The organism is Streptomyces sp. NPDC005551, assembly GCF_042871785.1.
Taxonomy (GTDB): Bacteria; Actinomycetota; Actinomycetes; order Streptomycetales; family Streptomycetaceae; genus Streptomyces.
In genome coordinates this window covers 838,934-864,913 of sequence record NZ_JBIAJE010000001.1, presented here as the reverse complement: position 1 = coordinate 864,913, position 25,980 = coordinate 838,934, and the positions used below count along the sequence as shown (strand labels likewise).

General features: G+C 71.8%; 20 protein-coding genes. 11 read left to right on the top strand and 9 right to left on the bottom strand.

Features of this window, described 5'->3' with window-relative positions:
- Positions 1–18 precede the first annotated feature (18 nt).
- The 8 genes from ACFYP4_RS03800 to ACFYP4_RS03765 form a co-directional block, all read right to left on the bottom strand.
- The gene (locus ACFYP4_RS03800) at positions 19–948 is read right to left on the bottom strand and encodes an LD-carboxypeptidase (protein ID WP_388782510.1); all 930 of its coding nucleotides are present in this window, start codon (positions 946–948) and stop codon (positions 19–21) included.
- Positions 945–2,930: a prolyl oligopeptidase family serine peptidase gene (locus ACFYP4_RS03795; protein WP_388782508.1), complete on the bottom strand. Its 1,986-nt coding sequence runs from the start codon at positions 2,928–2,930 to the stop codon at positions 945–947. Before ACFYP4_RS03795 ends, ACFYP4_RS03800 begins: the two co-directional genes overlap by 4 nt.
- A 13-nt stretch (positions 2,931–2,943) precedes the next feature.
- Positions 2,944–4,293, bottom strand: coding sequence for a M20/M25/M40 family metallo-hydrolase (locus tag ACFYP4_RS03790; protein ID WP_388782505.1), 1,350 nt, complete (start codon positions 4,291–4,293; stop codon positions 2,944–2,946).
- Positions 4,286–5,119, bottom strand: coding sequence for a M55 family metallopeptidase (locus ACFYP4_RS03785; protein ID WP_358854597.1), 834 nt, complete (start codon positions 5,117–5,119; stop codon positions 4,286–4,288). The genes ACFYP4_RS03790 and ACFYP4_RS03785 overlap by 8 nt, the downstream gene beginning before the upstream one ends.
- A gap of 55 nt (positions 5,120–5,174) precedes the next feature.
- Positions 5,175–5,912: a class I SAM-dependent methyltransferase gene (locus ACFYP4_RS03780; protein ID WP_388782502.1), complete on the bottom strand. Its 738-nt coding sequence runs from the start codon at positions 5,910–5,912 to the stop codon at positions 5,175–5,177.
- Positions 5,913–6,051: 139 nt separating this feature from the next.
- Positions 6,052–8,523: a SpoIIE family protein phosphatase gene (locus tag ACFYP4_RS03775; RefSeq protein WP_388782499.1), complete on the bottom strand. Its 2,472-nt coding sequence runs from the start codon at positions 8,521–8,523 to the stop codon at positions 6,052–6,054.
- 149 nt (positions 8,524–8,672) lie between these two features.
- Entirely contained in the window at positions 8,673–11,042 is a 2,370-nt protein-coding gene (locus ACFYP4_RS03770) for an MFS transporter (RefSeq protein ID WP_358854600.1), read from the bottom strand.
- A gap of 228 nt (positions 11,043–11,270) precedes the next feature.
- The gene (locus tag ACFYP4_RS03765) at positions 11,271–11,714 is read right to left on the bottom strand and encodes an SRPBCC family protein (RefSeq protein WP_358854601.1); all 444 of its coding nucleotides are present in this window, start codon (positions 11,712–11,714) and stop codon (positions 11,271–11,273) included.
- A gap of 158 nt (positions 11,715–11,872) precedes the next feature.
- Between ACFYP4_RS03765 and ACFYP4_RS03760 the strand changes: the two genes are divergently transcribed.
- The 4 genes from ACFYP4_RS03760 to ACFYP4_RS03745 all read left to right on the top strand — a co-directional run bounded on the left by ACFYP4_RS03760 (position 11,873) and on the right by ACFYP4_RS03745 (position 15,729).
- Positions 11,873–12,910, top strand: a complete 1,038-nt coding sequence (locus ACFYP4_RS03760; RefSeq protein WP_358854602.1) for an Rv2578c family radical SAM protein — start codon at positions 11,873–11,875, stop codon at positions 12,908–12,910.
- Between the two features lie 179 nt (positions 12,911–13,089).
- Positions 13,090–14,676: an alpha/beta hydrolase gene (locus ACFYP4_RS03755; protein ID WP_358854603.1), complete on the top strand. Its 1,587-nt coding sequence runs from the start codon at positions 13,090–13,092 to the stop codon at positions 14,674–14,676.
- A 121-nt stretch (positions 14,677–14,797) separates the two neighbouring features.
- Positions 14,798–15,196: a RidA family protein gene (locus ACFYP4_RS03750; RefSeq protein ID WP_358854604.1), complete on the top strand. Its 399-nt coding sequence runs from the start codon at positions 14,798–14,800 to the stop codon at positions 15,194–15,196.
- A gap of 20 nt (positions 15,197–15,216) precedes the next feature.
- Entirely contained in the window at positions 15,217–15,729 is a 513-nt protein-coding gene (locus ACFYP4_RS03745; RefSeq protein WP_358854616.1) for a GNAT family N-acetyltransferase, read from the top strand.
- A 37-nt stretch (positions 15,730–15,766) separates the two neighbouring features.
- Here the strand turns inward: ACFYP4_RS03745 and ACFYP4_RS03740 are convergent, their stop codons facing one another.
- Positions 15,767–16,336: an adenylosuccinate lyase gene (locus ACFYP4_RS03740; RefSeq protein ID WP_358854605.1), complete on the bottom strand. Its 570-nt coding sequence runs from the start codon at positions 16,334–16,336 to the stop codon at positions 15,767–15,769.
- 368 nt (positions 16,337–16,704) lie between these two features.
- On the opposite strand from ACFYP4_RS03740, the gene ACFYP4_RS03735 reads away from it, so the two are divergent.
- From ACFYP4_RS03735 to ACFYP4_RS03705, 7 genes are all read left to right on the top strand, one after another.
- Complete coding sequence (locus ACFYP4_RS03735) at positions 16,705–18,510, top strand: 3-hydroxyacyl-CoA dehydrogenase family protein (RefSeq protein WP_358854606.1); 1,806 nt, start codon at positions 16,705–16,707, stop codon at positions 18,508–18,510.
- Between the two features lie 136 nt (positions 18,511–18,646).
- Positions 18,647–19,462: a TetR family transcriptional regulator gene (locus ACFYP4_RS03730; protein ID WP_358854607.1), complete on the top strand. Its 816-nt coding sequence runs from the start codon at positions 18,647–18,649 to the stop codon at positions 19,460–19,462.
- Positions 19,463–19,900: 438 nt separating this feature from the next.
- Positions 19,901–21,238 carry a crotonyl-CoA carboxylase/reductase gene (ccrA, locus tag ACFYP4_RS03725; protein WP_358854608.1) on the top strand — a complete coding sequence of 446 codons (1,338 nt, stop codon included), beginning with the start codon at positions 19,901–19,903 and terminating at the stop codon, positions 21,236–21,238.
- Positions 21,239–21,247: 9 nt separating this feature from the next.
- Positions 21,248–23,275 carry a protein meaA gene (locus ACFYP4_RS03720; protein WP_388782492.1) on the top strand — a complete coding sequence of 676 codons (2,028 nt, stop codon included), beginning with the start codon at positions 21,248–21,250 and terminating at the stop codon, positions 23,273–23,275.
- Entirely contained in the window at positions 23,272–24,246 is a 975-nt protein-coding gene (locus tag ACFYP4_RS03715) for a CoA ester lyase (RefSeq protein ID WP_358854610.1), read from the top strand. Before ACFYP4_RS03720 ends, ACFYP4_RS03715 begins: the two co-directional genes overlap by 4 nt.
- Before the next feature lie 5 nt (positions 24,247–24,251).
- Positions 24,252–24,764 (top strand): MaoC family dehydratase, encoded by a 513-nt coding sequence (locus ACFYP4_RS03710; protein ID WP_388782489.1) that lies wholly within the window; start codon positions 24,252–24,254, stop codon positions 24,762–24,764.
- A gap of 2 nt (positions 24,765–24,766) precedes the next feature.
- A complete protein-coding gene (locus ACFYP4_RS03705) occupies positions 24,767–25,972 on the top strand; it encodes an acyl-CoA dehydrogenase family protein (RefSeq protein WP_358854612.1) in 1,206 nt (401 codons plus the stop codon).
- Positions 25,973–25,980: the final 8 nt, after the last annotated feature.

The window sequence follows — 25,980 nt, the reverse complement described above, 5'->3', positions numbered from 1 at the left end:
ACGCGAGCGGACGGATCCTCAGGCCAGGGCGGGCTCCTCCAGCGTCAGCGTGCCCGCCCCCGCGTCCAGTTCGGCGGCCGCGCCGAAGGGGATCGTCAGCGCGCCCTCGCCGTGCCCGAAGCCGAACCCGTCCACCACCGGCACCCCGAGACCGCCGAGCCCGTCGGCCAGCAGGGGCCGCACCTCGGAGGCCGGCGAGCAGTCCGCCCACGAGCCGAGCAGGAAACCGGCGACGCCGTCGAACCACCCGGCGCGCAGCAGCTGGGTCAGACACCGGTCCAGCCGGTACGTCTCCTCGCCCACGTCCTCCAGGCACACCAGGCCGCCGCGTGCCGACGGCCGGGCGTACGGGGTGCCGAGGCCCGCGGCGAGCAGGCTCAGGCAGCCGCCGAGCAGGACGCCCTCGGCCCGCCCCGGGACGAGGGCGGCGCCCCGGCCCGGTGCGGCGATGGTGCGGACCGTCTCCGGCTCGAAGAGCGTCGCCCGCAGATGCTCCTGCGCCCGCGCGTTCTTGAGGAAGTCCACAGCGGCGACCATGGGGCCGTGCAGGGTGGCGAGACCCATGCGGGCCGCGAAGGCCTCGTGGAGGGCGGTGATGTCGCTGAACCCGAGGAAGACCTTGGGGCCGGCCGCCGCGATCGCCGTCCAGTCGAGGAGGTCGGCCATGCGCTGGGCGCCGTACCCGCCGCGTGCGCACAGCACGGCGTCCACGCCGGGGTCGCACCAGGCGGCCTGGAAGTCGGCGGCCCGGTCGGCGTCCGTACCCGCGAGGTAGCCGAACTCGGCGTGCCGGTCCAGGGCGTGGGGGGCGACGACGGGGTCGAGGCCCCAGCCCCGCAGCAGGTCGAGGCCCGCCTCCAGGCGCTCCTCGGGGACCGGGCCGCTGGGCGCGACGACGGCCACCCGGGCCCCGGGGGCGAGGCGGGCGGGACGGATCAGGGGCTTCACGTGATGAGCTCCAGGGTGGGGACACCCGGTGGGTTCAGGCCGAAGACCTGGGCGTACAGGGACAGTTCGGACTCCAGGACCCGCACCGTCGTGGCCGCTCGCCGGAAGCCGTGCCCCTCGCCCTCGAAGGCGATGTAGGCGTGGGCGACACGTCGGCCCGCTTCCTGGATTCTGGCGAGGAACCGCTCGCACTGGGCGGGCGGACAGATGACGTCGTCCAGTCCCTGGAGCAGCAGGAAAGGCGCGGTGACGCGGTCGGCGTGCTCGGCGGGCGAGCGCTGCGCGTACCGGCCGGGCACCTCGGCGAGCGGCCCGACCAGCGTTTCCAGGTACTGCGATTCGAAGTCGTGGGTCTCCCCCGACCCCCAGCCCGCGAGGTCGAGGATCGGGTAGAGGATCGTGCCGCAGGCGTAGATGTCGGTGGCGGCGAGCGAGACGGCGGCGGTCCAGCCGCCCGCGCTGCCGCCGCGGACGGCCAGCCGGTCGCGGTCCGCGGTCCCCTCCTCGGCGAGCGCGACAGCGACGGCCGCGCAGTCCTCGACGTCGACCACGCCCCACTGCTCGCGCAGCCGGTTGCGGTACTCCCGGCCGTGACCGGTCGATCCTCCGTAGTTGACCTCGGCGACCCCGATGCCGCGCGAGGTGAAGTAGGCGATCTCCAGGTCCAGGACCAGGGGTGCGCGGCTGGTCGGACCGCCGTGCACCCACACCACGTACGGCGGCAGCTCCTCGCCAGGTGCGACGTGGCCGGGGTGGTGGGGAGGATAGATGTGCGCGTGGATCTCGCGGCCCGCGGGACCGGTGAAGGTGCGGATCTGCGGCTCGGGGTAGTACGCCGGGTCGACCGGATCGTCGTGCGGGGCGCCGATCACCCGGGCGCGGCCGGTACGGGCGTCCAGCTCGACGACCTCGTAGGCGCTGCGCGGGCTGGCCCCGACGCCGACGACCCGGGTGCCGTGCGCGGCGAGCATCGGCGCGAACTCGGTCCAGGGGCCCGCCGCGTCGACCACCTCGCCGGTCTCCGGGTCGAGTATGCCGAGGGCGGTGGCGCCCCGGCCGTGCACGACGGCGATCAGCCCGCCCTCCAGCGGCGCGAACCAGCGCTGCCCGATGCGCCACAGCGGCCCGCCGAACTCCTCCTCGCGGGGGCAGAGCGCCTTTTCCTCGCCGGTGGGTGCGACCCGGTACAGGTTCCACCAGCCGGTGCGGTCGCTGGAGTACAGCAGGCTGCCGTCGCCGGCCCAGTCGGCCTGGGCGACGGACTCCTCGGGGCCGCCGGCCACGGCCCGTGCCCCGGACAGCGTCCCGTCGTCGGTGACGTCCGCGACGAGCAGCTCCGTCCCGTCCCAGGGCATGCGCGGGTGGTCCCAGGCGAGCCAGGCCGCGCGCCGTCCGTCCGGCGACAGGCGGGGGCCGGTGACGAACCGGTGCTCGTCACCGGTCAGTTCGCGTACCGCGTCGCGGTCCCGGGCGGCCGAGCCGTCCAGCGGCACCGCGGCCGGCACGCGCCGCACGTCCGTGGGCGATTCCCCGGTGAACTCCTCCAGGACGCACCAGACCTCGCCCCGCTCGGGCCGCACCTGCGGGTCGACCCAGCGCAGTCCGCCGCCCACGGACGACACGGGCGTCAGCGGAACCGGCTCACCGCCCGGGGTGTCCGGCTCGTAGCGGTACAACCGCTGGTCGGCGAAGTCGACGAAGACGACCAGCGGCCCCTCGGGGCGCCCGAGCCCGGTCCAGGGCAGGCCGCCGTACTCGATGACGCGGCTGCGCACGTTCCACGGGGCGGGCAGCACGGACTGCTCCGTGCCGTCCGCCGTGCGGCGGACGAGCGTGCGCCGGCCGCCCTCGGCGGGGCGCGGTTCGGTCCACCAGGCCTCCTCGCCGACGAAGCCCACGAACTCGGGCCGTCCGTCGTGCGCGGCGGCGAGCGCCGCGTCGATGGGCGACGGCCACGCTCCGTACGCCAGGGTCTGCACCATGTCCCCCACTTCGTCAGGCCGTTCGCAGAAAGCGGTCGAGGACGCGGACGCCGAAGTGCAGCGCCTCCACCGGGACGCGCTCGTCGACGCCGTGGAAGAGGGCCTGGTAGTCGAACCCCTCCGGCAGCTTCAGCGGCGTGAACCCGTATCCCGTGATGCCCAGGCGCGAGAACTGCTTGGCGTCCGTGCCCCCGGACATGCAGTACGGCACCACATGTCCTTCGGGCGCGAACTCCTCGACGGCGGCCCGCATCCGCGCGTACGTCGCCGAGTCCACCGGCGCCTGGAGGGCCACCTCGCGATGGTGGAACTCCCACTCCACGTCGGGTCCGGTGAGCCGGTCAAGGGTGCTGCGGAACTCTTCCTCGCCGCCCGGCAGGAAGCGGCCGTCCACATGGGCCACCGCCTCCCCCGGGATGACGTTGACCTTGTAGCCGGCGGACAGCATCGTCGGGTTGGCGCTGTTGCGGACGGTGGCCTCGACGAGGGCGGCGGCCGGGCCCAGCTTCTCCAGCAGGGTGTCGACGTTCTCCAGGTCGCTGTCGACGCCGTACAGGGCCGCGAGCTCGGTCAGGGAGGCGCGCACGGTCGGCGTGAGCCGCGGCGGCCACTCGTGGGCCCCGATGCGGGTGATCGCGGCGGCGAGCCGCGTGATGGCGTTGCTGTCGTTCACCTTGGAGCCGTGGCCGGCCCGGCCGCGCGCGGTCAGTCTGAGCCATCCGGTGCCACGCTCGCCCGCGGCGATCGGGTAGAGCTGCCGGCCGCCGCCGTCGTGGAAGGTGAACGCCCCCGACTCGCTGATGCCCTCGGTGCAGCCCTCGAAGAGTCCGGGGTGCCGGTCGGCGAGGAACCCGGAGCCGTCCTCGGCGCTCGCCTCCTCGTCGGCGGTGAACGCGACCACCACGTCGCGCCGGGGCCGCACCCCGTGCCTGGCCCACTGCCGGACGACGGCGAGGATCATCGCGTCCATGTTCTTCATGTCGACCGCGCCCCGGCCCCAGACGACCCCGTCCCGGATCTCGCCGGAGAAGGGGTGCACGCTCCAGTCCTCGGCCTGCGCGGGCACCACGTCCAGATGACCGTGCACCAGCAGCGCGTCGGCGGAGGGGTCGGTGCCCTCGATGCGGGCGACCACGTTCGTACGGCCCTCGGTGCGCTCCAGGAGGGCGGGCTCGAGACCCGCCTCGGCGAGCAGCGCGGCGGCGTACTCGGCGGCGGGGCGCTCCCGGCAGTCACCGCCGCCCCGGTTGGTGGTGTCGATGCGGATGAGATCGGAGGTGAAGCTGACGACCTCGTCGAGCGCACGCCCGTCGACCTGCCCGGCGCACTCCGCGCCGGCTCCTCCTGACAGCCGCTCAGCCATACTGCTCCTCCACCGCGGCGGAGACGATCGTGGTGACCGCCTTGAACGTGCGGATGCCCTCGTACATCGTCCCGCTGGTGTACTCCGCCTTCCGCTCGCCGGTGCGCGCCACGCCGGGCACGACGGTGGCGGCCATCGCCAGGTGCTCGGCGTCGAACTCCAGCGCCACGGTGAACGGCTCACCGACGACGGGTTCGTGCCGCACGGCCAGGGCCGCCGCCTCCTTGGCCGCCGCGCGGATGTCGGCCGCCGTGCGGGCCGGGGTGCGGCACACCGCCGCGTACCGCGACACGTGGTCCTTGACGGCGACCTTCAGCGCCCCCGGCGCGTACCCGAGGGCGTCTTCGCAGGCCACGTCGTCGCCGGTGACCAGGACGACCGGCACCCCGTACTCGGCGACGACGTGGGCGTTGAGCAGGCCCTCGCTGGCCCGGACGCCGTTCACCCACACCCCGGTGATCGAGTTGGCGAGGTAGGTGTGCGCGAGGACGCCTTCCATCCCGGCACCGGCGTGATAGCCGACGAAGGCGATGCCGTCCACGTCGCCGTGCTGCACCCCCTCGACCATGGACAGCGACTTGTGCCGGCCGGTGAGCATCTGCGCCCGCTCGTCCAGCCGCTCCAGGAGCAGATTCCGCATCGTCCAGTGGGCCTCGTTGACCAGCACCTCGTCGGCGCCGCCGTCGAAGAAGCCGAGGACGGCGGCGTTCACGTCCGAGGTGAACATCGCGCGGCAGCGCTCCCACTGCGGGGTGCCCGGCAGCACGTCGGCCGGCCAGGTCACTCCCGTGGCGCCCTCCATGTCGGCGCTGATGAGGATCTTCATGCCTCGAAACCGTACGCGCATCCGCCGAGCGGCGGACAGGCCTGTGGACAACTCCTCACTCGTCCGCGCCACGCCCCGCCAGCACGAACCAGCGCGCGGGGAGGTCGATGCGGGTGCCGTCCGCCATGTATTCCGTCTGCGGCAGCGTCGTGTCGCCGTCGGCGAGGATCTCCAGTCCGGCCTCCCGCAGCAGCCGCGGGACCTCGTCGTCCGACGCGTCGGCCGGCTTCAGTCCGTGGTGGAAGACCCGGCGCAGCTTGGGCGGGGGCCCGTCCGGGGCGGACGCGGCCTGCTGGAGCACCTGCCGGGAGGCCGCGGTGAGCTCCACGACGAAGGCCCGCCCCTCGGTGCCTATGAGCTCGGCGACGGCGGCGGCCACCGCCGCCCGGGCCCCGGGTTCGCTCTGGTGGATGACGGCGCGCATGTAGGCGTGCGTGTCGCCGAGCCGGGCGTGCAGGGCGCGTACCGCGTCGGTGTCCGTCAGGTCGAGCTGCTGGAATTCGACGCCGGTGCCGTCGCCCTCGCCGGCGCGCCGGGCGTGGTCGACGGCGGCGTGGGACAGGTCGACGCCGACGGCGCGCGCGAACCGGGTGGCGAGGTAGCGCGTCTGCGTGCCGTTGCCGCAGCCGAGATCGACGATGGTGCGCCCGGTGTCCGCGTGCGGCAGGAGCAGCTCGCTGTGCGGGACGGAGGTCAGTGCCGGGGCGGAGTCCCAGATCGCCTCACCGGGCGCATCCGATGTCTCCCGCCAGTAACTCTCCCAGGCGTTGCGGTAGTTCTCCGACACGTTCATGCGCGCTCCCCAGGGTCGACGTCATGATCGGAGTATCGCGGCGACCGGGTGCGGGGCAAGGGGGTGCTTGTTTCCTTCACCGTAAATTTCGGGCCCGCGCACGCCGGACGGGCTCCCGGAGGCCCGGCGCCCCGGGGTGTCAGCGGTGACGCGGCCCGGACGTCAGAGCCTGCTCGAACCAGACCGTCTTGCGGTGCCCGGAGGCGCTCGCGCCCCACTCCCGGGCCAGGCGGCTGACCACCCGCAGGCCCCGGCCGGCCTCGTCCTCGAGACCCGCGGTCATGAAGTCGGGCAGGGTCGGCTCGTCATCGGTGACCTCGCACAGCAGCGCGTCGGTGCGGACCAGCCGCAATCCGATCGCGTCGCCCGCGCCGTGCCGTACGGCGTTGGTGACGACCTCGCTGACCAGCAGCTCAGCGGTTTCCACCGCGTCGGCGAGTCCCCAGGCGGTCAGTCGGCCGCGGACCAGCCGCCGGGCACTGGCCACCTCGCGGGGGCCGCGCGGCAGCTGCCATTCTGCGACGTCATCGTCCAGGATGCCGTTGAGCCGGGCCATGAGCAGTGCCACGTCGTCCTTGCGTTCACCGTGGGTGTTCAGCGCGCGGATGATCGTGTCGCAGGCGTCGTCCATCGAGGCGGCCGGGTGGGCCGCGGACTCGCAGAGCGCGGCGAGACCCTCGCCGATGTCGGCGCCCCGCACCTCCACCAGACCGTCGGTGCACAGCACGAGCCGGTCGCCGGGCGAGACGCGGACGACCGCGGTCTCGAAGGGGACCCCGCCCACCCCCACGGGCGCGCCGGTCGGCAGGTCGAGCAGTTCGCTGCGGCCGTTCGCGGCGCGCACCACGACGGGCGGGATGTGACCGGCGTTGGAGAGCTGCAGTTCGCCGCGGATCGGGTCGTAGACCGCGTACAGGCAGGTCGCGAGGTAGTTCTCGCCGAGCCGCCGGGCCAGGTCGTCGAGGCCGCGCAGCAGTTGGGCGGGCGGCGTCCCCATCGTGGCCATGGTCTGCACGGCGGTGCGCAACTGGCCCATCATCGCTGCCGAGTTGAGTCCGTGGCCCATGACGTCGCCGACCACCAGCGCGGTGCGTGAGCCGGGGAGTTTGATGGTGTCGAACCAGTCGCCGCCGACCCGGCCGAGACGGGTTCCGGGCAGATAGCGCGTCGCGATGTCGCAGCCCGCCATGCGCGGCGCGACCTGCGGCAGCATGCTGTCCTGGAGCGTGTCGGCGACGTTCTCCTGGTAGGTGTACATGCGCGCGTTGTCGAGCACGAGGCCGGCCCGGGCGGCGAGTTCGGCGCCCGTCGTGCGGTCCATGTCGTCGAACGCCTCACGGTCCGCGCGCCGCATCAGCACCATGAAGCCGAGTACCACGTTGCGTGCCTTGAGCGGGACGATGAGCAGGGAGCGGCCGGTGATGAGGGGCCGCAGGTCCCGCTTCTCGAACTCCCCCGCGATGCGGTTCCCCAGCTGCTCGTCGATGCGCGGGATGAGCACGGGTTCCCCGGTGACCATGCACCGGAAGAACGGGGTGTGTTCGGGGAACGCGATGGCCTCGCCGACCGGCACGGTGTCGTCCCAGCGCCCGGGCTCGTCGTTGTGCTCGACCCAGACGCGGTGCCACACGGTCGTCACGTCGGGCGGGCCGTCCGGGAATCCCTCACCCGCCAGGACGGCCGCGCGCAGGTGTGTGCCGGCGAAGTCCGCGAAGCGGGGCACGGCGGCGCTGGTGACCTCGCGGATGGTCTCGCCGAGGTCGAGCGAGGAGCCGATGCCGGTGCTGACCTCGTTCAGGAATTCCAGCCGCTCGCGAACGGCGGCGTACTCCAGGTCGTGCTCTGCTCCGGACGGCACGGAACGGGACACGGTGATCCCGGTCCCGGCCGTGGCCCGTTGCCTGCCCGCCCGGCGCGGCACACCCCAGTCGGGAGTCACCGGCACCCGCTCGTACTGGCTGAACTCCAGCACTGGATAGCCGAGTTCGAGGATCTGCGCCACGATCCGGCCGCTCAGCTCGGGTCCCATGTTCGGCAGGACCTCGGGCAGCCGCTTGGCGAGGTCGTCCGGTGCGGGGAGCTCGGTGTACGGGGCGAAGCCGGGGGCGATGCGCTCGACGACCTCGTCGTCGTAGCCGCGCTCGGCCTGGAGGCGTTGCGCGTCCGCCGCGAGCACCAGGAGCCGGGCGGGGCCCGGGCCGACCAGCGGGTAGCCCCACCAGAGGATGTCGAGCCGCTCCCCGGCCGGTCCGGGGAGCCGGGCGCGGCCCGCCGCCGGGTAGGAGCTGCGGCCGCCGAGCGAGGTCTCCAGGTCGGGGCCCAGCCCGTCGTAGACCTCGTACGGTCCGTACGCGTCGGTCAGCGGTTCGGGGTCGAGGACGTCGGGGAGGGCGCCGGAGACGGGCAGCAGGTCGGCGGCGGGGCGCCCGAGCGCGTCCTCCCGGGTGGCGCCGAACAGGCGCCGCGCGCCCGTGCTCCAGTGGGAGACCAGGCCGTCGCGGTCGACGACGACCACGGCCAGCGGGATGCGCCCCGCGGCGGCGTACCCCGCCGCGGGATCCTCCCCGGTTCCCGCTCCGGGATGTGCGCCCACTTCCGTGCCACGGTCCATGGCCAGGCCCTTTCTCCCCACGGATCCGCAAGATCTGCGTCGTCGTCACCACGGTACGGCGGCGGCCGCTCGCGATGTGCGCCAACGCTCGAATTGACATCATCGGGGGCGGCTCCGGCGCGGACAAGCCGGAGCGGACCGCCAACGGGTCAGTCCTCGTGGCCCAGTTGGAGGTCGCGTTCCGTCCTGCCGCCCCCGGCCATCCGGAGCACGGTGGCGACCGGCGGATACCCGGCCGCGATCACGGTGTACTCGCCCGAGGACAGGTCGACGAACCTGAACGTGCCGTCGCCGCCGGTGGTGAGCGTGTCCACGACGTTGCCGGCGGCGTCGAGGAGCGTCACGCGCGCGTCCTCCACGGGGCGCCCGCCGCCGGCCCGCACGGTTCCGCGCAGGACGGCTCCGCCCGCGAGTTCGACGTCCTGGCGGGTCTCGCGCGCGGCCTGCACGGTGACGGGGAGCGCGGCCGGCCGGAACGCGGGCGCACTGGCGGCCAGCGTGTACTCCCCGGCGACCAGCTCGGCGATGACGTAGCCGCCCTCGGGTCCGCTGCGGGTGGTGGCCACCACCTCCCCCTGGACGTTCGTGAGCGTGACGGTGGCGTCGCGCACCGGCGTGCCGTCCGCGGTGAGCACGCCGCCGGCCAGCCGTCCGGCGCCGCCGAGCACCACGTCCAGTTCCACCGGGCGTTCACCGACGGTCACCGAGACCGCCTGCGGCTGGTGGCCGCCGGCCGCGGCGATCAGGACGTACGACCCGGTGCCCGGCGTGGACAGCGCGTACCGCCCGTCCTCGCCGCTGGCACCCCGTCCGATCTGCCGCCCCGCGACGTCGATGAGGGTGAGCGCGGCCCGCGGCACGACGGTGCCGTCGTGGTGCTGCACCGTGCCGCACACCGGGACCCCGGCGGCGTGCGTCCGCGACTGCGGGACCTGGGCGAGCGGGGAGGCGGGGGCGTTGTGGGACACCAGCGGTTTCTCCTTGAGGAAGAAGGCGATCAGCAGGCCTAGGACGAGCACCGGCACCAGGTAGAGGAAGATCCGGGGCATCGCGTCGGCGTACGCCCGGATGTAGTCGTCGCGCAGCGCGGCGGGCATCGCGTGGACGAGCCGGGGGGTGATGGACTCGGGGTCCGGGCCGCCGGCCGGCGCGGGAAGGCGTTCGGCCAGCGCGTCGGCGAGCCGGTTCGCGAAGAGGGTGCCGAACACGGCGGCGCCGACGCTGCCGCCGATCTGCCGGAAGTAGTTGTTGGCGCTGGTGGCGGTGCCGAGGTCGGCGGGGCGCACGGAGTTCTGCACGGCGAGGATCAGGACCGGCATCACCATGCCGATGCCGGTGCCGAGGACGGCCATCCAGATGCTGTAGTGCAGCCGGGGCGTGTCGGTCTCCAGCCGCGACAGGAGCCACATGCCGACGGCGGACAGGGCGCTGCCGAGCACGGGGTAGATCCGGTAGCGGCCGGTGCGGCTGATGAGCTGGCCGGAGATCACCGAGGCGCCGACGATGCCGCCCATCATGGGGAGCATGAGCAGACCCGACCCGGTCGCGGAGGCGCCTTCGACCATCTGCAGGTACGTCGGCAGGTAGCTGGCCGCGCCGAACAGCGCGATGCCGATGACCAGTCCCACGACGGCGGTGACGTTGAAGACGCCGTCCCTGAACAGCCGCAGCGGGATGAGGGGTTCGGGCGCGAAGTGCTCGGTGACCAGGAAGAGCGCCGTCGCGGCGAGGGCTCCGGCACCGAGCCCGAGGACGACCCGGGAGTCCCAGGCGTATTCGGTGCCGCCCCAGCTGGTCAGCAGGACCAGGCAGGTCGAGGCGGCGGCGAGCAGCAGGGTCCCGAGGACGTCGAGACGCGCCCTGGCCGCGGGCTTCGGGAGCCTCAGCACGACGGTGACGACGGCGAGGGTCAGCAGGCCGAAGGGCACGTTGATGTAGAAGCACCAACGCCAGGACAGGTGGTCCGTGAAGTAGCCGCCCAGCAGGGGCCCGGCGACCGAGGCGAGGCCGAACGCGGCGCCGATCAGCCCCATGTAACGGCCGCGTTCGCGGGGCGGCACGATGTCCGCGATGATCGCCTGCACGCCGATCAGGAGACCGCCCGCACCGATGCCCTGGACGGCGCGGAAGGCGATCAGCTGGTCCATGCTCTGTGCCCGGCCGGCCAGCGCGGAACCGACGACGAAGACGACGATGGCGAACTGGAAGACACCCTTGCGACCGAAGAGATCACCGAGTTTGCCGTAGACGGGCAGCCCGACGGTCGAGGTGAGGAGGTACGCGGTGATGGCCCAGGACATCTTGTCCAGACCGTGCAGCTCGCCGACGATCCTGGGGAGCGCGGTGGCGACGATCATCTGCTCCAGCGCCGCGAGGAGCAGCGCGAGCATGAGCCCGACGAACACCATGCGGATCCGGCGGGGGCTGAGGCCCGTCGTGCCGGGGGCGGGCGCCCGGGGCGGCGCGTCGACGACAGGAGCCGCCACCCGCTCGGTCTCCACCAGCGTCGTCCCGCCCACGTACCGCTCCCCTCGTCGCGTCTGCGCGGCCCATTTCTCGCATTACGCGACAACCGGGAGCAAGTACGACGAGTCGCCTCTCAAACGGCCCGAAAGGGCGTAACCGCCGGTCGGAGCCCTGCGGCGGACGGGGAAGCCGTGCGGAAAACCACTCGAAACGGTGACTGCGAGCGGGGCCCGGAGGATCAACTCCGGGCCCCGCAGCAGCAGTTCCGAGTCGCCGCTCGGCTACTTCTCGACCTCGGCGGCGAGGTTGGCGAGTTCCGCGTCGTAGATCCGGGCGAGGCCCTTGGGCGCGAAGGTCCTCTCGAAGAAGCCGCCGATGCCCCCGGCGCCGTTCCAGACGGTGGTGACGACGACGCGCGCCCTGCCCTCGCCGGCCGGCGTGACGCGCCAGGTGGTGACCATGGAGGAGTTGCGGTCCTTCTCGACGAGCTCACCGTCGGCCGGCTCGCTGACCTCGAGCAGGCAGTCGCGCACCCGCTTGCTGGTGGCCTGGAGCTTCCAGTGCACGAGGGTGCCCTCGCCGTCGCCGCCCTCGCGCACCTCGTACTCGCTGAAGTGCTCGGGCAGCACCTTCGCGCGTGTGCCGCTGTAGTCGGCCAGGGCATCGAAGACCGTCTCGGCATCCGCCGCGATGACCCGTTCCGTGGTGGCCTCGACCTGCGCCATTGACTTCCTCCAGCAGTTGGTTTTCCGGGGTGTGCGGCAAGCCAACCACCCGGCGCCCGGGCGGCCCAAATCGGGGTCCCGCGGGGGCCCGGAAACCGGTTCGCACGATCAAGGGAACGTATGTTCTATTCTGGAGCCAGTGCTACCTAGGAGGACTCATGCGCTGGGAGAACCTCACGGCCGACCCCGACGGGGACCGCGCCCGGGACGCCGCGCTGTTCGACGCGGACGCGGTGACCACCCGCACCTTCGACAGCCCGGAGTTCCGCGGGATCACCTTTCACGAGATCCGGGCCCGCTCGATCGTGAACCGGGTGCCGGGCGCCTCGCGCATGCCCTTCGAGTGGACCGTCAACCCGTACCGGGGCTGCACGCACGCGTGTGTGTACTGCTTCGCCCGCAAGACGCACAGCTACCTGGACCTCGACACCGGCCTCGGCTTCGACTCCCAGATCGTGGTCAAGGTCAACGCGCCCGAGCTGCTGCGCCGCCGGCTCGCCTCGGACCGCTGGCACGGCGAGCACATCGCGATGGGCACCAACGTCGACTGCTACCAGCGGGCGGAGGGCCGCTACCGGCTGATGCCCGGCATCATCGGCGCCCTGCGCGACCACGCGAACCCCTTCTCCATCCTGACGAAGGGCACGCTGATCCTGCGCGACCTCGACCTGCTCAAGCAGGCGGCCGAGGTCACCGACGTGGGCATCTCCGTGTCGGTGGGCTTCACCGACCCCGAGCTGTGGCGCACCGTGGAACCCGGCACCCCCGCCCCGGAGCGGCGTCTGGACGCGGTCCGCACACTGAGTGAACACGGCATCGCGTGCGGGGTCCTGATGGCGCCGGTGATCCCCTTCCTCGGCGACCGCCCGGACCAACTCCGCGCCACGGTACGGGCGATCGCGGCTTCCGGGGCCACCTCGGTCACTCCGCTCGTGCTGCACCTGCGGCCGGGGGCCCGGGAGTGGTTCATGGCCTGGCTGGGTCACCACCACCCGCACCTGGTGTGCCGCTACGAGCGGCTCTACGCGGAGGGCGCCTACGCACCCCGGTGGTACCAGCGCCACATCACCCGTCAGGTCCACGAACTGGCGCAGGAGTACGGCATCGGACCCGCGCGCGCCGGAGCGGCTCGCAGGATCGCCGCACCCGAGCCGGCCCCGGCACCACCGGAGCCGACCCAGCTCACGCTGCTCTGAGGCGGCGCGGTCGGGCCCGGGCTCCGCGTGCCCGGAGCCGCCCCGGCGGCATCCGAGCGCATCCCGCCGCTCAATCGGGTCAAGCCCGTCCAGAACGAGTTCTTCCGGACCCCCCTTCCGGGACGATACGGCGGAGGCCGTGAGGTGCACGGCTCAGCTCCTCCGTCCTGGGAGGCCCAATGAAGAAACGCGCAGCCGCTCTGTGCGCCGCCGCCGTGGTGGCCGCGACGCTCGCGCCGGTCCCGGCCGGGGCCGACGCCGGTGCCGCGTCCGTGACGCCGGGCGCCGCGACCGCCGCCCCGAAGCCCGCGTGGAAGAAGTGCGGCACGACCGCCTACCCGACGCTTCAGTGCGCGTCCCTGAAGGTGCTTCTGGACCACACGAACCCCCACGGGCAGCGGATCACCCTCGCGCTGTCCCGCGTCCCGCACACCGCGAAGACGTACCAGGGGCCCCTGCTGGTGAACCCGGGCGGGCCCGGCGGCAGCGGGCGCACCCTCGCCGGGTTCGTCGCCTCCGCGCTGCCGAGGAAGGTGGCGGCGCAGTACGACGTCGTCGGCTTCGACCCGCGCGGAGTCGGTGCGAGCAGACCGGCTCTGAACTGCCGGCCGAAGCACTTCGCTCCCGTGCGGCCCGACTCCGTTCCGATCACCCAGGCGGTGGAGAGGGCCGGCCTCGGCCGCGCCAAGGCCTTCGCCGAGGCCTGTGGTGCCACGTACGCGGACGTGCTGCCCCACATCGACACGGTCAGCACGGCCCGGGACATGGACGCGATCCGGCGGGCACTGGGCGCCGGGCGGATCAACTACCTCGGGTACTCGTACGGCACCTACCTGGGCGCCGTGTACGCGAAGCTGTACCCGGAGCGGGTGCGCCGGCTGGTGCTGGACTCCGTCGTCGACCCCACGGGGGTCTGGTACGACGACAACATCCAGCAGGACCGCGCCTTCAACGACCGGCACCTGGCGTTCATGGCCTGGGTCGCGAAGCACGACAGGACGTACGGACTCGGCAAAGATCCGGCCGGGGTCGAGGCGAAGTGGTACGGCATGCGCGCGGCGCTCGCGAAGAAGCCCGCGCGGAAGAAGGTCGGCCCCTCCGAACTGGAGGACACCTTTCTCCCCGGCGGGTACTACAACGGCTACTGGCCCCACCTGGCCGGGGCGTTCGCGGCCTACGTGAACGACAAGGACGCCGGCCCGCTCACCGAGGCGTACCGGAAGTTCGGCGCGGTGGACTCGGCGGGGGACAACGGCTACAGCGTCTACGCGTCGGTCCAGTGCCGTGACGCGTCCTGGCCCCGGGACTGGGAGCAGTGGCGCAAGGACAACTGGGCGGTGCACGAGGAGGCGCCGTTCATGACCTGGAGCAACGCCTGGTACAACGCGCCCTGCGCCTTCTGGCCCGTCGAGCCGCTCCGGCCGGTCGACGTCTCCAACGACGCGGTGCCCCCGGCGCTGCTCTTCCAGGCGACGGACGACGCGGCGACGCCCTACCCGGGCGCCGTCGCCGTCCACCAGCAACTGCGGGGATCCAGCCTGGTGGTGGAGGAGCACGGCGGGAACCACGGCGTCACACTGAGCGGGAACGCCTGCCTGGACAAGCACCTGGCGGCGTATCTCGACAGCGGTCGGGTGCCGCGCGGTGACGGCGAGGCGGACGCGGTCTGCGAGGCGCTGCCCGACCCGAAGCCGCTGAGCGCGAAGAGGACGGCCGCCGCCTCGCGCGGCTCGGCGCTGCACGGGCTGCTCGGCTTCCGCGGCTGATCCGCGGCAGTCCGGCGGCGACTTGGCCGGCGGTTCTGGCCGGAACCGCCGGCCGCGCGGGCGGAGCCCGACGGCCGTGGCCGCCGGGGCCGCTGTCCGACCGGTGGTCCACCATGGACGCATGAGTGAGCTGACCCGCATTCCCGCCCCCGACGGGGTCGCCCCCGCCGCCGCGTACTCGCATGTCGTCACGGGTACCGGGCGCTTCGTCGCCGTCTCCGGCCAACTCGCCCTCGACGAGGACGGGGAGGTCGTCGGCGAGGGCGACCCCGAGGCGCAGGCCCGCCAGGTCTTCGAGAACCTGCGCCGCTGCCTCGCCGCGGCCGGCGCCACGTTCGACGACGTCGTCAAACTCACCTTCTTCGTCACGGACATGTCCTGCATGCCCGCCGTCCGCGCGGCCCGCGACGCCCACATACCGGCGGACCGCCTCCCGGCCGCGTCGGCGGTCCAGGTCGCCGCGCTGGTCCGCCCGGAGTTCCTGATGGAGATCGAGGCGTACGCGGTGATCGGCGGGTGAGCGGGCTCGCCCTGCGCGCCATGACGCGCGCCGACTGTCACCGGGTGGCCGAGATCCGTGTCCGCGGCTGGCAGAGCGCCTACCGGGGGCTCGTGCCGCAGCCGTACCTGGACGCTCTCGACGTGGCGGAGGAGGTCGCGCGGCGGCGGATGTTCTTCGACCGGGGCGGCGACGGCGTGGTGAACGTCGTCGCCGAGTGGGACGGGGAGGTGGTCGGCTGGGCCTGCCACGGCCCCTGCCGGGACGGTGAAACCCCGACCGGGGACGCCGAGTTGTACGCGCTCTACGTCCACCCCGACCGGTTCGGCGGCGGCGCGGGCCGGGCGCTGCTCGGTGCCTCGGTCGCGCGGTGCGCCGCCGCCGGCCACCCGCGCATGCTCCTGTCGGTGCTGCGGGAGAACCACCGCGCCCGGCGTTTCTACGAGCGGTCGGGATTCGCCGCCGACGGCACCGAGGAGCCGTTCGAGGTGGACGGCGTCGCGGTCCCCGAGGTGCGCTACGTGCGCGTGCTCGACGGCACGGGGCCCCGCTGAGTCACGGCATCGGCGGCTGCCACGGCGTCAACGGCCGTCACGGCCGCGGCAGTCGGCCCAGGGCCCGGACGGCCGCTTCCGCGAGTGCCGGGTGCGCGAGGCACTCGGTCAGGACGGGGCGGGCGCGGGCGTCGCCCAGCGCGCCCAGCCCCTCCACGCACGCGAGGGCGACCCCGCGGTACGGATCGTGCGGCCGCAGTCTGCGTTCCAGCGTGGTGACGAGCGCGGGCACGGACTCCGGTGCGCGCAGCTCCGCCAGGAGGCGTACCGGGTGCAGCGCGTAGGCGACCCGCAGTTCGTTGGTGGCGAGCGCGGCGGCGGCGCGGGCCGTGCGCGGGTCGCCCAGCGCGGCGAGTGCGTGCGCGGCGGACGCGCAGCGCTGCGGATCGCGGTGGTTGAGCAGCAGGACGAGGGCCTCGAAGGCCCGCCGGTCACCGGCGGTGCCGAGCCGGAAGGCGACCAGCTCCCGGGCCCAGAGCGGCTGTCCGGGCTCGGTCAGCGCGGCCGCGAGTTCGTCGGGGTTCCCGGTCGCCACGAGCCGGTCGTACGTCGCGGAAGCCCCGGCTTCGGTGCGCAGGCGCGTGAGTGTTCGCAACTCCTCGTCCATACGCCGAGCCTAGAGCGGCACCCGGGGTGCGGGGACCTACATCACAAACTGGGGGCTGGCGCGCTCGTTACCGGCCGGTTAAGCTCAGACGAGCGAGTTACCCACTCGCGTTCTGCTTGCGGTGGCCTGGTGACGCAGCCGCCGCGAGTGCCAGTCGGTTCGGTACCTCAGGTACCTCAGTGCGACACGGCTCCGGGACAGGGCCGGTCGGTCTTCACCGCTCCAGGGGCGGCTGTGCTTCCACCTCCTGGACGGCTCCGGGCGTGTGCGCTCGTCAGCCCGGCAACACCCGCATCCCACGCACCGTGTGCGCCCCTTCGGCGCACCCGTGTGCTCCTCAGTCGTCACCCTCTTCCTGGAGTCCCGCGATGGCCACTCCCCTGTCCGACACCCCTCTGTCCCCGCTGAAGACCGTCGCCGTCGTCGGCCTCGGCACGATGGGCACCGGCATCGCCGAGGTCCTCGCCCGGGCCGGCCGCGAAGTCGTCGGCATCGACGTCAGCGAGGCCGCGGCCGCCCAGGCCGTCACCGCGGTCGAAGCCTCCACCGCCCGCGCCGTGCAGCGCGGGCGCCTCACGGAGCAGGAGCGCGGCGACGTCCTCGCCCGCTTCCGCACCTTCACCGATCTTCAGGCGGCGGCCGACGCCGACCTGGTCATCGAGGTGACCCCGGAGTCGTACGAGATCAAGCAGCAGGTGTTCCGCGCGCTCGACGAGGTCGTGCGCCCGGAGACGATCCTCGCGACCGGCACCAACGCCCTCTCGGTGACGCGGCTGGCGGCCGACTCGGCCCGTCCGGAGCGGGTGCTCGGACTGCACTTCTTCAACCCGGCCCCGGCGATGAAGCTGGTCGAGGTGGTCTCCTCGGTGCTCACCTCGCCGCAGGCCGTCGCCGCGGTCACGGACCTCGCCGTCCAGCTCGGCAAGGAGCCCGTCGCGGTCGGCGACCGTCCCGGATTCGTCGCGGACGGGCTGCTGTTCGGCTACCTCAACCAGGCGGCCTCGATGTACGAGGCCCGGTACGCCTCCCGCGAGGACATCGACGCGGCGATGAGGCTCGGCTGCGGTCTGCCCATGGGTCCGCTCGCGCTGCTCGACCTGATCGGCATCGACACGGCCCGCACGGTGCTGGAGGCCATGTACGCGGAGTCCCACGACCGGCTGCACGCGCCCGCCCCCATCCTCAAGCAGCTCACCGAGGCGGGTCTGACCGGCCGCAAGGCGGGGCGCGGCTTCTACTCGTACGAGGCTCCCGGCAGCGACACGGTGGTCGGGGACGCGCTGACGCCGGCCGCCGGCGCGTCCGGCACGCCGGGACGGGACGTGCGCTCCGTCGGCGTCGCGGGCTCCGGCACGATGGCCTCCGGGATCGCCGAGGTCTTCGCCAAGGCCGGTTACGACGTCGTCCTCGCCGCCCGCAGCGAGGAGAAGGCGGCGGTCGCCAAGGCCCGGATCGGCAAGTCGCTCTCGCGCTCCGTCGACAAGGGCCGGCTGACCGCCGAGGCCGCCGCGCAGACCCTGGACCGGATCACCCCGGCCGGCTCGTACGACGCCTTCTCCGACGTCGACCTGGCCGTCGAGGCCGTCGCCGAGGACCTGGAGGTCAAGCGGCAGCTGTTCGCCGCCTTCGACAAGGTCTGCAAGCCGGGTGCGGTGCTGGCCACCACCACCTCCTCGCTGCCCGTCGTCGCCTGTGCCCGCGCCACCTCGCGCCCGCAGGACGTGATCGGCATGCACTTCTTCAATCCGGCGCCCGCCATGAAGCTCGTCGAGGTGGTCCGCACCGTGCTGACCGCGGACGACGTGCACGCCACGGTCCGCGAGGTGTGCGCGAAGATCCGCAAGCACCCGGTGGACTGCGGCGACCGGGCCGGTTTCATCGTGAACGCGCTGCTCTTCCCGTACCTGAACAACGCGATCAAGATGGTCCAGGAGCACTACGCGACCCTCGACGACATCGACGCCGCGATGAAGCTCGGCGGCGGCTACCCGATGGGCCCGTTCGAGCTGCTGGACGTGGTCGGCCTCGATGTGTCGCTGGCCATCGAGAAGGTCCTGCACAGCGAGTTCCGCGACCCGGGCCTGGCCCCGGCGCCGCTGCTGGAGCACCTGGTGGCCGCGGGCTGCCTCGGCCGCAAGACGGGCCGCGGCTTCCGCGAATATGCCCGGCGCTGAGGCGCGCGAGGACCGGCACGGGGAGTCCGCCGACTGGGGCGGGCTCCTCGGCCCGGCCGGCGGCCCCCCGCCCGGGGAGGGCGGGGGGATCTGCGCATCCGCGCACTCCGCTGCGCGGATGCAGTACGTTCGGGTCATGTCCCAGCCCGCCAAGTCCTCCCGTACCTCAGCCACGCCCGACGCGCCGGAAAGTGCCGCGGGCAGTCGCGCCGCCGCGCAGCGGCTCAAGATGCGCCGAGAGCTGGCGGCAGCGGCCATGGAGCTGTTCGCCACCAAGGGGTACGAGGCGACGACCGTCGACGAGATCGCGGCGCAGGCCGGAGTGGCACGGCGTACGTTCTTCCGCCACTTCCGCTCCAAGGAAGAGGCGATCTTCCCCGACCACGACGACACCCTGATCCGGGCGGAGGCGGTGCTCAACGCGGCGCCCGCGCACGAGCACCCGCTGGACACGGTGTGCCGTGGCATCAAGGAAGTCATGCGGATGTACGCCGCGCGCCCCGAGATCTCCGTGTCGCGCTACAAGCTCACGCGCGAGGTGCCGACGCTGCGCGAGGCGGAGATCGCCTCCGTGGCCCGTTACGAGCGGCTGTTCACCCGGTACCTGCTCGGCCACTTCGACGAGCACGCGCACGACGACGACGCCAACGACGATCCGCTGCTGGCGGAGGTCGCGGCGTCGGCCGTGGTCACCGCGCACAACCACGTGCTGCGGCGCTGGCTGCGGGCGGGCGGGCAGGGGGACGTCGAGGCCCAGCTGGATCACGCCTTCTCGATCGTGCGGAAGACGTTCGGCTCCGGCATCGGCGCCGGCCGTGACGTCGCCCCGCAGACGGCGCCGGCCTCCTCCGCCTTCACGGAAGGGGACGTCCTGGTGACCGTCGCCCGGGTCGACGCCCCGCTGGACCAGGTGATGCGCACCATCGAGCAGGCGCTCAAGGAACGGTCGTAGCGCCCTCGCCCCCGACTCGCGGCCCCTGCCGCACCTCAGCGCCGGACGGGCTCTCTTTGAGCCCGTTCGGCGTTTTCGTACCCATTTTTCAGGGCGACTTGATCGATCATCGCTCACGTGTTACGTAAAGATTTCACCTGAGCGGGATTTCTGGCACTGCGTGCCTTGTCAGGTGACACGGCGTGCCATACGTTGAAGGCGTCCGGGCGGCCGGCGTGCAGAGACCTCACGTACGCCGGCTGTCCCCGCAAGCCTCCCTCGGGCACCGCCCGCGGGTACCCCGGCAAGCGCGCCCGGACGCCTGCGTCACAGGCAACCTTCGCGCCACAAAGCGCCGCCAGCAGCAACTCCGCCGAACCGACGGCACCCTCACACCCAGCAGCACCGACGTGACCCCCAGCGTCTCCCCTCAAGACGCCATTCGCCGGAGGCAACACAGTGAAGGAAATCCTGGACGCGATCCAGTCGCCGGAGTCGACTTCCGCCGACTTCGCCGCCCTGCCGCTCCCCGAGTCGTACCGCGCGATCACCGTGCACAAGGACGAGACGGAGATGTTCTCCGGGCTCGCCACGCGCGACAAGGACCCCCGCAAGTCGATCCACCTGGACGACGTGCCGGTGCCGGAGCTCGGCCCCGGCGAGGCCCTGGTGGCCGTCATGGCCTCCTCCGTCAACTACAACTCGGTGTGGACCTCGATCTTCGAGCCGGTGTCCACCTTCAGCTTCCTGGAGCGCTACGGGCGCCTGTCGGAGCTCACCAAGCGCCACGACCTGCCGTACCACATCATCGGCTCCGACCTCGCGGGCGTCGTCCTGCGGACCGGCCCGGGCGTGAACTCCTGGAAGCCCGGTGACGAGGTCGTCGCGCACTGCCTCTCGGTGGAGCTGGAGTCCTCGGACGGCCACAACGACACGATGCTCGACCCCGAGCAGCGCATCTGGGGCTTCGAGACGAACTTCGGCGGCCTCGCCGAGATCGCGCTCGTCAAGTCCAACCAGCTGATGCCGAAGCCGGACCACCTCAGCTGGGAGGAGGCCGCCTCCCCCGGCCTGGTGAACTCCACCGCCTACCGGCAGCTGGTCTCCCGCAACGGCGCCGGCATGAAGCAGGGCGACAACGTCCTCATCTGGGGCGCGAGCGGCGGACTCGGCTCGTACGCCACCCAGTTCGCGCTCGCCGGCGGCGCCAACCCGATCTGCGTCGTCTCGTCGCCGCAGAAGGCGGACATCTGCCGCGCGATGGGCGCCGAGGCGATCATCGACCGCAACGCCGAGGACTACAAGTTCTGGAAGGACGAGCACACCCAGGACCCCAAGGAGTGGAAGCGCTTCGGCAAGCGCATCCGCGAGCTCACCGGCGGCGAGGACATCGACATCGTCTTCGAGCACCCCGGCCGCGAGACCTTCGGCGCGAGCGTGTACGTCACCCGCAAGGGCGGCACGATCACCACCTGTGCCTCGACCTCGGGTTACATGCACGAGTACGACAACCGCTACCTGTGGATGTCCCTGAAGCGCATCATCGGCTCGCACTTCGCGAACTACCGCGAGGCCTGGGAGGCCAACCGCCTCATCGCCAAGGGCAAGATCCACCCGACGCTGTCGAAGGTGTACTCGCTGGAGGACACCGGCCAGGCCGCGTACGACGTGCACCGCAACCTCCACCAGGGCAAGGTCGGTGTGCTCGCGCTCGCCCCCCGCGAGGGCATGGGCGTGCGCGACGAGGAGAAGCGCGCGAAGCACATCGACGCCATCAACCGCTTCCGGAACGTCTGAGGTCTCCTGATGACAGAGCGTCAGAAGGACCGGCCGTGGCTGATGCGCACGTATGCCGGTCACTCCACCGCCGAGGCGTCGAACGAGCTGTACCGGCGCAACCTCGCCAAGGGGCAGACGGGTCTGTCGGTCGCGTTCGACCTGCCGACCCAGACCGGCTACGACCCCGACCACGTCCTCGCCCGCGGCGAGGTCGGCCGGGTCGGGGTGCCGGTCTCGCACCTCGGTGACATGCGCCGGCTGTTCCAGGACATCCCCCTGGAGCAGATGAACACCTCGATGACCATCAACGCCACCGCCATGTGGCTGCTGGCGCTCTACCAGGTCGTCGCCGAGGAGCAGGGTGCGGACGTCACCAAGCTCCAGGGGACGACCCAGAACGACATCGTGAAGGAGTACCTCTCGCGCGGGACGCACGTCTTCCCGCCGGGTCCGTCGCTGCGGCTGACGACGGACATGATCACCTACACGGTGAACCACATCCCGAAGTGGAACCCGATCAACATCTGCAGCTACCACCTGCAGGAGGCGGGAGCCACTCCGGTCCAGGAGATCGCGTACGCGATGTCCACGGCGATCGCCGTGCTCGACGCGGTGTTCGCGTCGGGCCAGATCCCCGAGGAGCGCCGGGGTGACGTCGTCGCCCGCATCTCCTTCTTCGTGAACGCGGGCGTCCGCTTCATCGAGGAGATGTGCAAGATGCGGGCGTTCGGCCGGATCTGGGACCGGATCACCCGCGAGCGGTACGGCATCGAGGATGCCAAGCAGCGGCGCTTCCGGTACGGCGTCCAGGTCAACTCCCTCGGCCTGACCGAGGCCCAGCCGGAGAACAACGTCCAGCGGATCGTCCTGGAGATGCTGGCCGTGACGCTCTCCAAGGACGCCCGCGCGCGTGCCGTGCAGCTCCCCGCGTGGAACGAGGCGCTGGGGCTGCCCCGGCCCTGGGACCAGCAGTGGTCGCTGCGCATCCAGCAGGTGCTGGCCCACGAGAGCGACCTGCTGGAGTACGAGGACATCTTCGAGGGCTCGCACGTCATTGAGGCGAAGGTGGCGGAGCTGGTCGAGGAGTCGTTCGCGGAGATCGACCGCATCCAGGAGATGGGCGGCGCGATGGCCGCCGTCGAGTCCGGCTATCTGAAGTCGCAGCTCGTCTCCTCGCACGCCGAGCGGCGGGCCCGGATCGAGGGCGGCACCGAGAAGATCGTCGGCGTCAACGTCTTCCAGTCGACCGAGCCGAACCCGCTCACCGCCGACCTGGACGCGGCGATCATGACGGTCGACCCGACGGTGGAGGCCGGTGTGGTGGCCGCGCTCGGGAACTGGCGCGACAACCGCTACCAGCCGCCGTTCAACCACCCGCGCCCCTGCAAGGCGCTGGAGCGGCTGAAGGAGGCCGCCAAGGGCAGCGAGAACCTCATGGAGGCCACCCTGGAGTGCGCCCGCGCCGGCGTCACGACCGGCGAGTGGGCCGGGGCCCTGCGCGAGGTGTTCGGCGAGTTCCGCGCTCCCACCGGCGTCTCCTCCGCGCCTGTCGCGATCGCCGCCGCGGAGGGCACCGCGCTCGCCGCCGTCCGCCGCAAGGTGGAGCTGACGGCGCGGGACATGGGCGTCGGCAAGCTGCGCTTCCTGGTGGGCAAGCCGGGCCTGGACGGGCACTCCAACGGCGCGGAACAGATCGCCGTGCGGGCCCGCGACGCCGGGTTCGAGGTGGTCTACCAGGGCATCAGGCTCACGCCCGAGGAGATCGTCGCCGCGGCCCTCGCCGAGGACGTGCACGGCGTGGGTCTGTCCATCCTGTCCGGCTCGCACGCCCAGTTGGTGCCGGACGTGCTGGACCGGCTGCGCGTGGCGGGCGCGGCGGACATCCCGGTCATCGCTGGCGGGATCATCCCGAACGCGGACGCCGAACAGCTGCGCGCCGCGGGAGTGGCCGCCGTCTTCACCCCGAAGGACTTCGACATCACCGGAATCATCGGCCGTATCGTCGACGAGATCCGGAAAGCGAACAAGCTCGACCCCCTGGAGGTCCCCGCATGACCAGCCCTGCTCCCCAGGTCAACCGCCTGCGTCCGCGGCGCTCCTGCCTGGCCGTGCCCGGCTCGAACCCGCGCTTCCTGGAGAAGGCCCAGGGCCTCCCGGCCGACCAGGTCTTCCTCGACCTGGAGGACGCGTGCGCGCCGCTCGCCAAGCCGGAGGCGCGGCACACCATCGTCAAGTTCCTCAACGAGGGCGACTGGACCGGCAAGACGCGGGTCGTGCGCGTGAACGACTGGACGACCGAGTGGACGTACCGCGACGTCGTCACGGTCGTCGAGGGCGCGGGTCCCAACCTCGACTGCATCATGCTGCCGAAGGTCCAGGACGCGCAGCAGATCGTCGCGTTGGACCTGCTGCTGACGCAGATCGAGAAGACGATGGGCTTCGAGGTCGGCAAGATCGGCATCGAGGCGCAGATCGAGAACGCGCAGGGCCTGAACAACGTCAACGAGATCGCGCAGGCCTCCCCGCGCGTCGAGACGATCATCTTCGGCCCGGCCGACTTCATGGCGTCCATCAACATGAAGTCGCTCGTCGTCGGTGAGCAGCCGCCCGGCTACCCGGCGGACGCCTACCACTACATCCTGATGAAGATCCTGATGGCCGCCCGCGCCAACAACCTCCAGGCGATCGACGGCCCCTACCTCCAGATCCGCAACATCGACGGTTACCGTGCGGTCGCCCAGCGCGCCGCGGCGCTCGGCTTCGACGGCAAGTGGGTGCTGCACCCGGGACAGGTCGAGGCGTCCAACGAGATCTTCTCGCCCTCCCAGGAGGACTACGACCACGCCGAACTGATCCTGGACGCCTACGACTTCTACACGTCCGAGGCGGGCGGCAAGAAGGGCTCCGCGATGCTCGGCGACGAGATGATCGACGAGGCCAGCCGCAAGATGGCGCTCGTCATCTCGGGCAAGGGCCGGGCCGCCGGCATGCAGCGCACCAGCAAGTTCGAAGCCCCGGAGGCCTGAGCAGCATGCAGTTCGGACGCACCTACGAGGAGTTCGAGGTCGGCGCGGTCTACAAGCACTGGCCCGGGAAGACCGTCACGGAGTACGACGACCACCTCTTCTGTCTCCTGACGATGAACCACCACCCGCTCCACATGGACAGCAACTACGCGGAGCGGGCGACCGACTTCGGGAAGAACGTCGTCGTCGGGAACTACATCTACTCGCTGCTGCTCGGCATGTCGGTCCCCGACGTCTCGGGCAAGGCGATCGCCAACCTGGAGGTCGAGTCGCTCAAGCACGTGGCGCCGACCTTCCACGGCGACACCATCTACGGCGAGACCACGGTCCTCGACAAGACGCCGTCGCGGTCCAAGTCGGACCGCGGGATCGTGTACGTCGAGACCAAGGGCTACAAGCAGGACGGCACGCTGGTGTGCGTGTTCCGCCGCAAGGTGATGGTCCCCACCGAGACGTACATCAAGGAGCGCGGCGGCGAGCAGCCCGGCCGCCCGGAGCTGAAGGCACAGGAGAAGTAGCCATGGCGCGACTTGCCCAGACCGCCGGTCTCACCGACATCCAGCGGGAGATCCTCTCCACCGTCCGCGGGTTCGTGGACAAGGAGATCATCCCGGTCGCGACCGAGCTGGAGCACCGCGACGAGTACCCCCAGGCGATCGTCGACGGTCTCAAGGAGTTGGGCCTCTTCGGGCTCATGATCCCCGAGGAGTACGGGGGTCTGGGTGAGTCGCTGCTCACCTACGCGCTGTGCGTGGAGGAGATCGCGCGCGGCTGGATGTCGGTGTCCGGCATCATCAACACGCACTTCATCGTGGCGTACATGCTCAAGCAGCACGGCACGCAGGAGCAGAAGGACCACTTCCTGCCGCGCATGGCGGCCGGCGAGGTGCGCGGCGCGTTCTCCATGTCGGAGCCGGGCCTCGGCTCGGACGTGTCGGCCATCACGTCGAAGGCGGTGAAGGACGGCGACGAGTACGTCCTGAACGGCCAGAAGATGTGGCTGACGAACGGCGGCACGTCGACGCTGGTGGCCGTTCTCGTCCGGAGTGACGAAGGACACCCCGAGGGCACCGCCCCCCACAAGTCGATGACGACCTTCCTCGTGGAGAAGGAGCCCGGTTTCGGAGAGGTCCGCCCCGGCCTCACCATCCCCGGGAAGATCGACAAGATGGGTTACAAGGGCGTCGACACCACCGAGCTGATCATGGACGGACTGCGCATTCCGGCCGATCGGGTGCTCGGCGGGACCACCGGCCGCGGGTTTTACCAAATGATGGACGGCGTGGAGGTCGGCCGCGTGAACGTGGCGGCCCGCGGCTGCGGCGTCGCCCAGCGCGCCTTCGAGCTGGGGGTTTCCTACGCGCAGCAGCGGCACACCTTCGGCAAGCAGATCGCGCAGCACCAGGCGATCCAGTTCAAGCTCGCGGAGATGGCTACCAAGGTCGAGGCCGCGCATGCCATGATGGTGAACGCGGCACGCAAAAAGGACTCCGGGGAGCGAAACGACCTGGAAGCAGGGATGGCGAAGTACCTCGCCTCCGAATACTGCAAGGAAGTCGTGGAAGACGCCTTCAGGATCCACGGCGGCTACGGCTTCTCCAAGGAGTACGAGATCGAGCGTCTCTACCGCGAGGCGCCGATGCTGCTGATCGGCGAGGGTACCGCCGAAATCCAGAAAATGATCATCGGGCGCAGGCTGCTCGAAGAGTATCGGCTCCAGGGCTGATTGTCCGG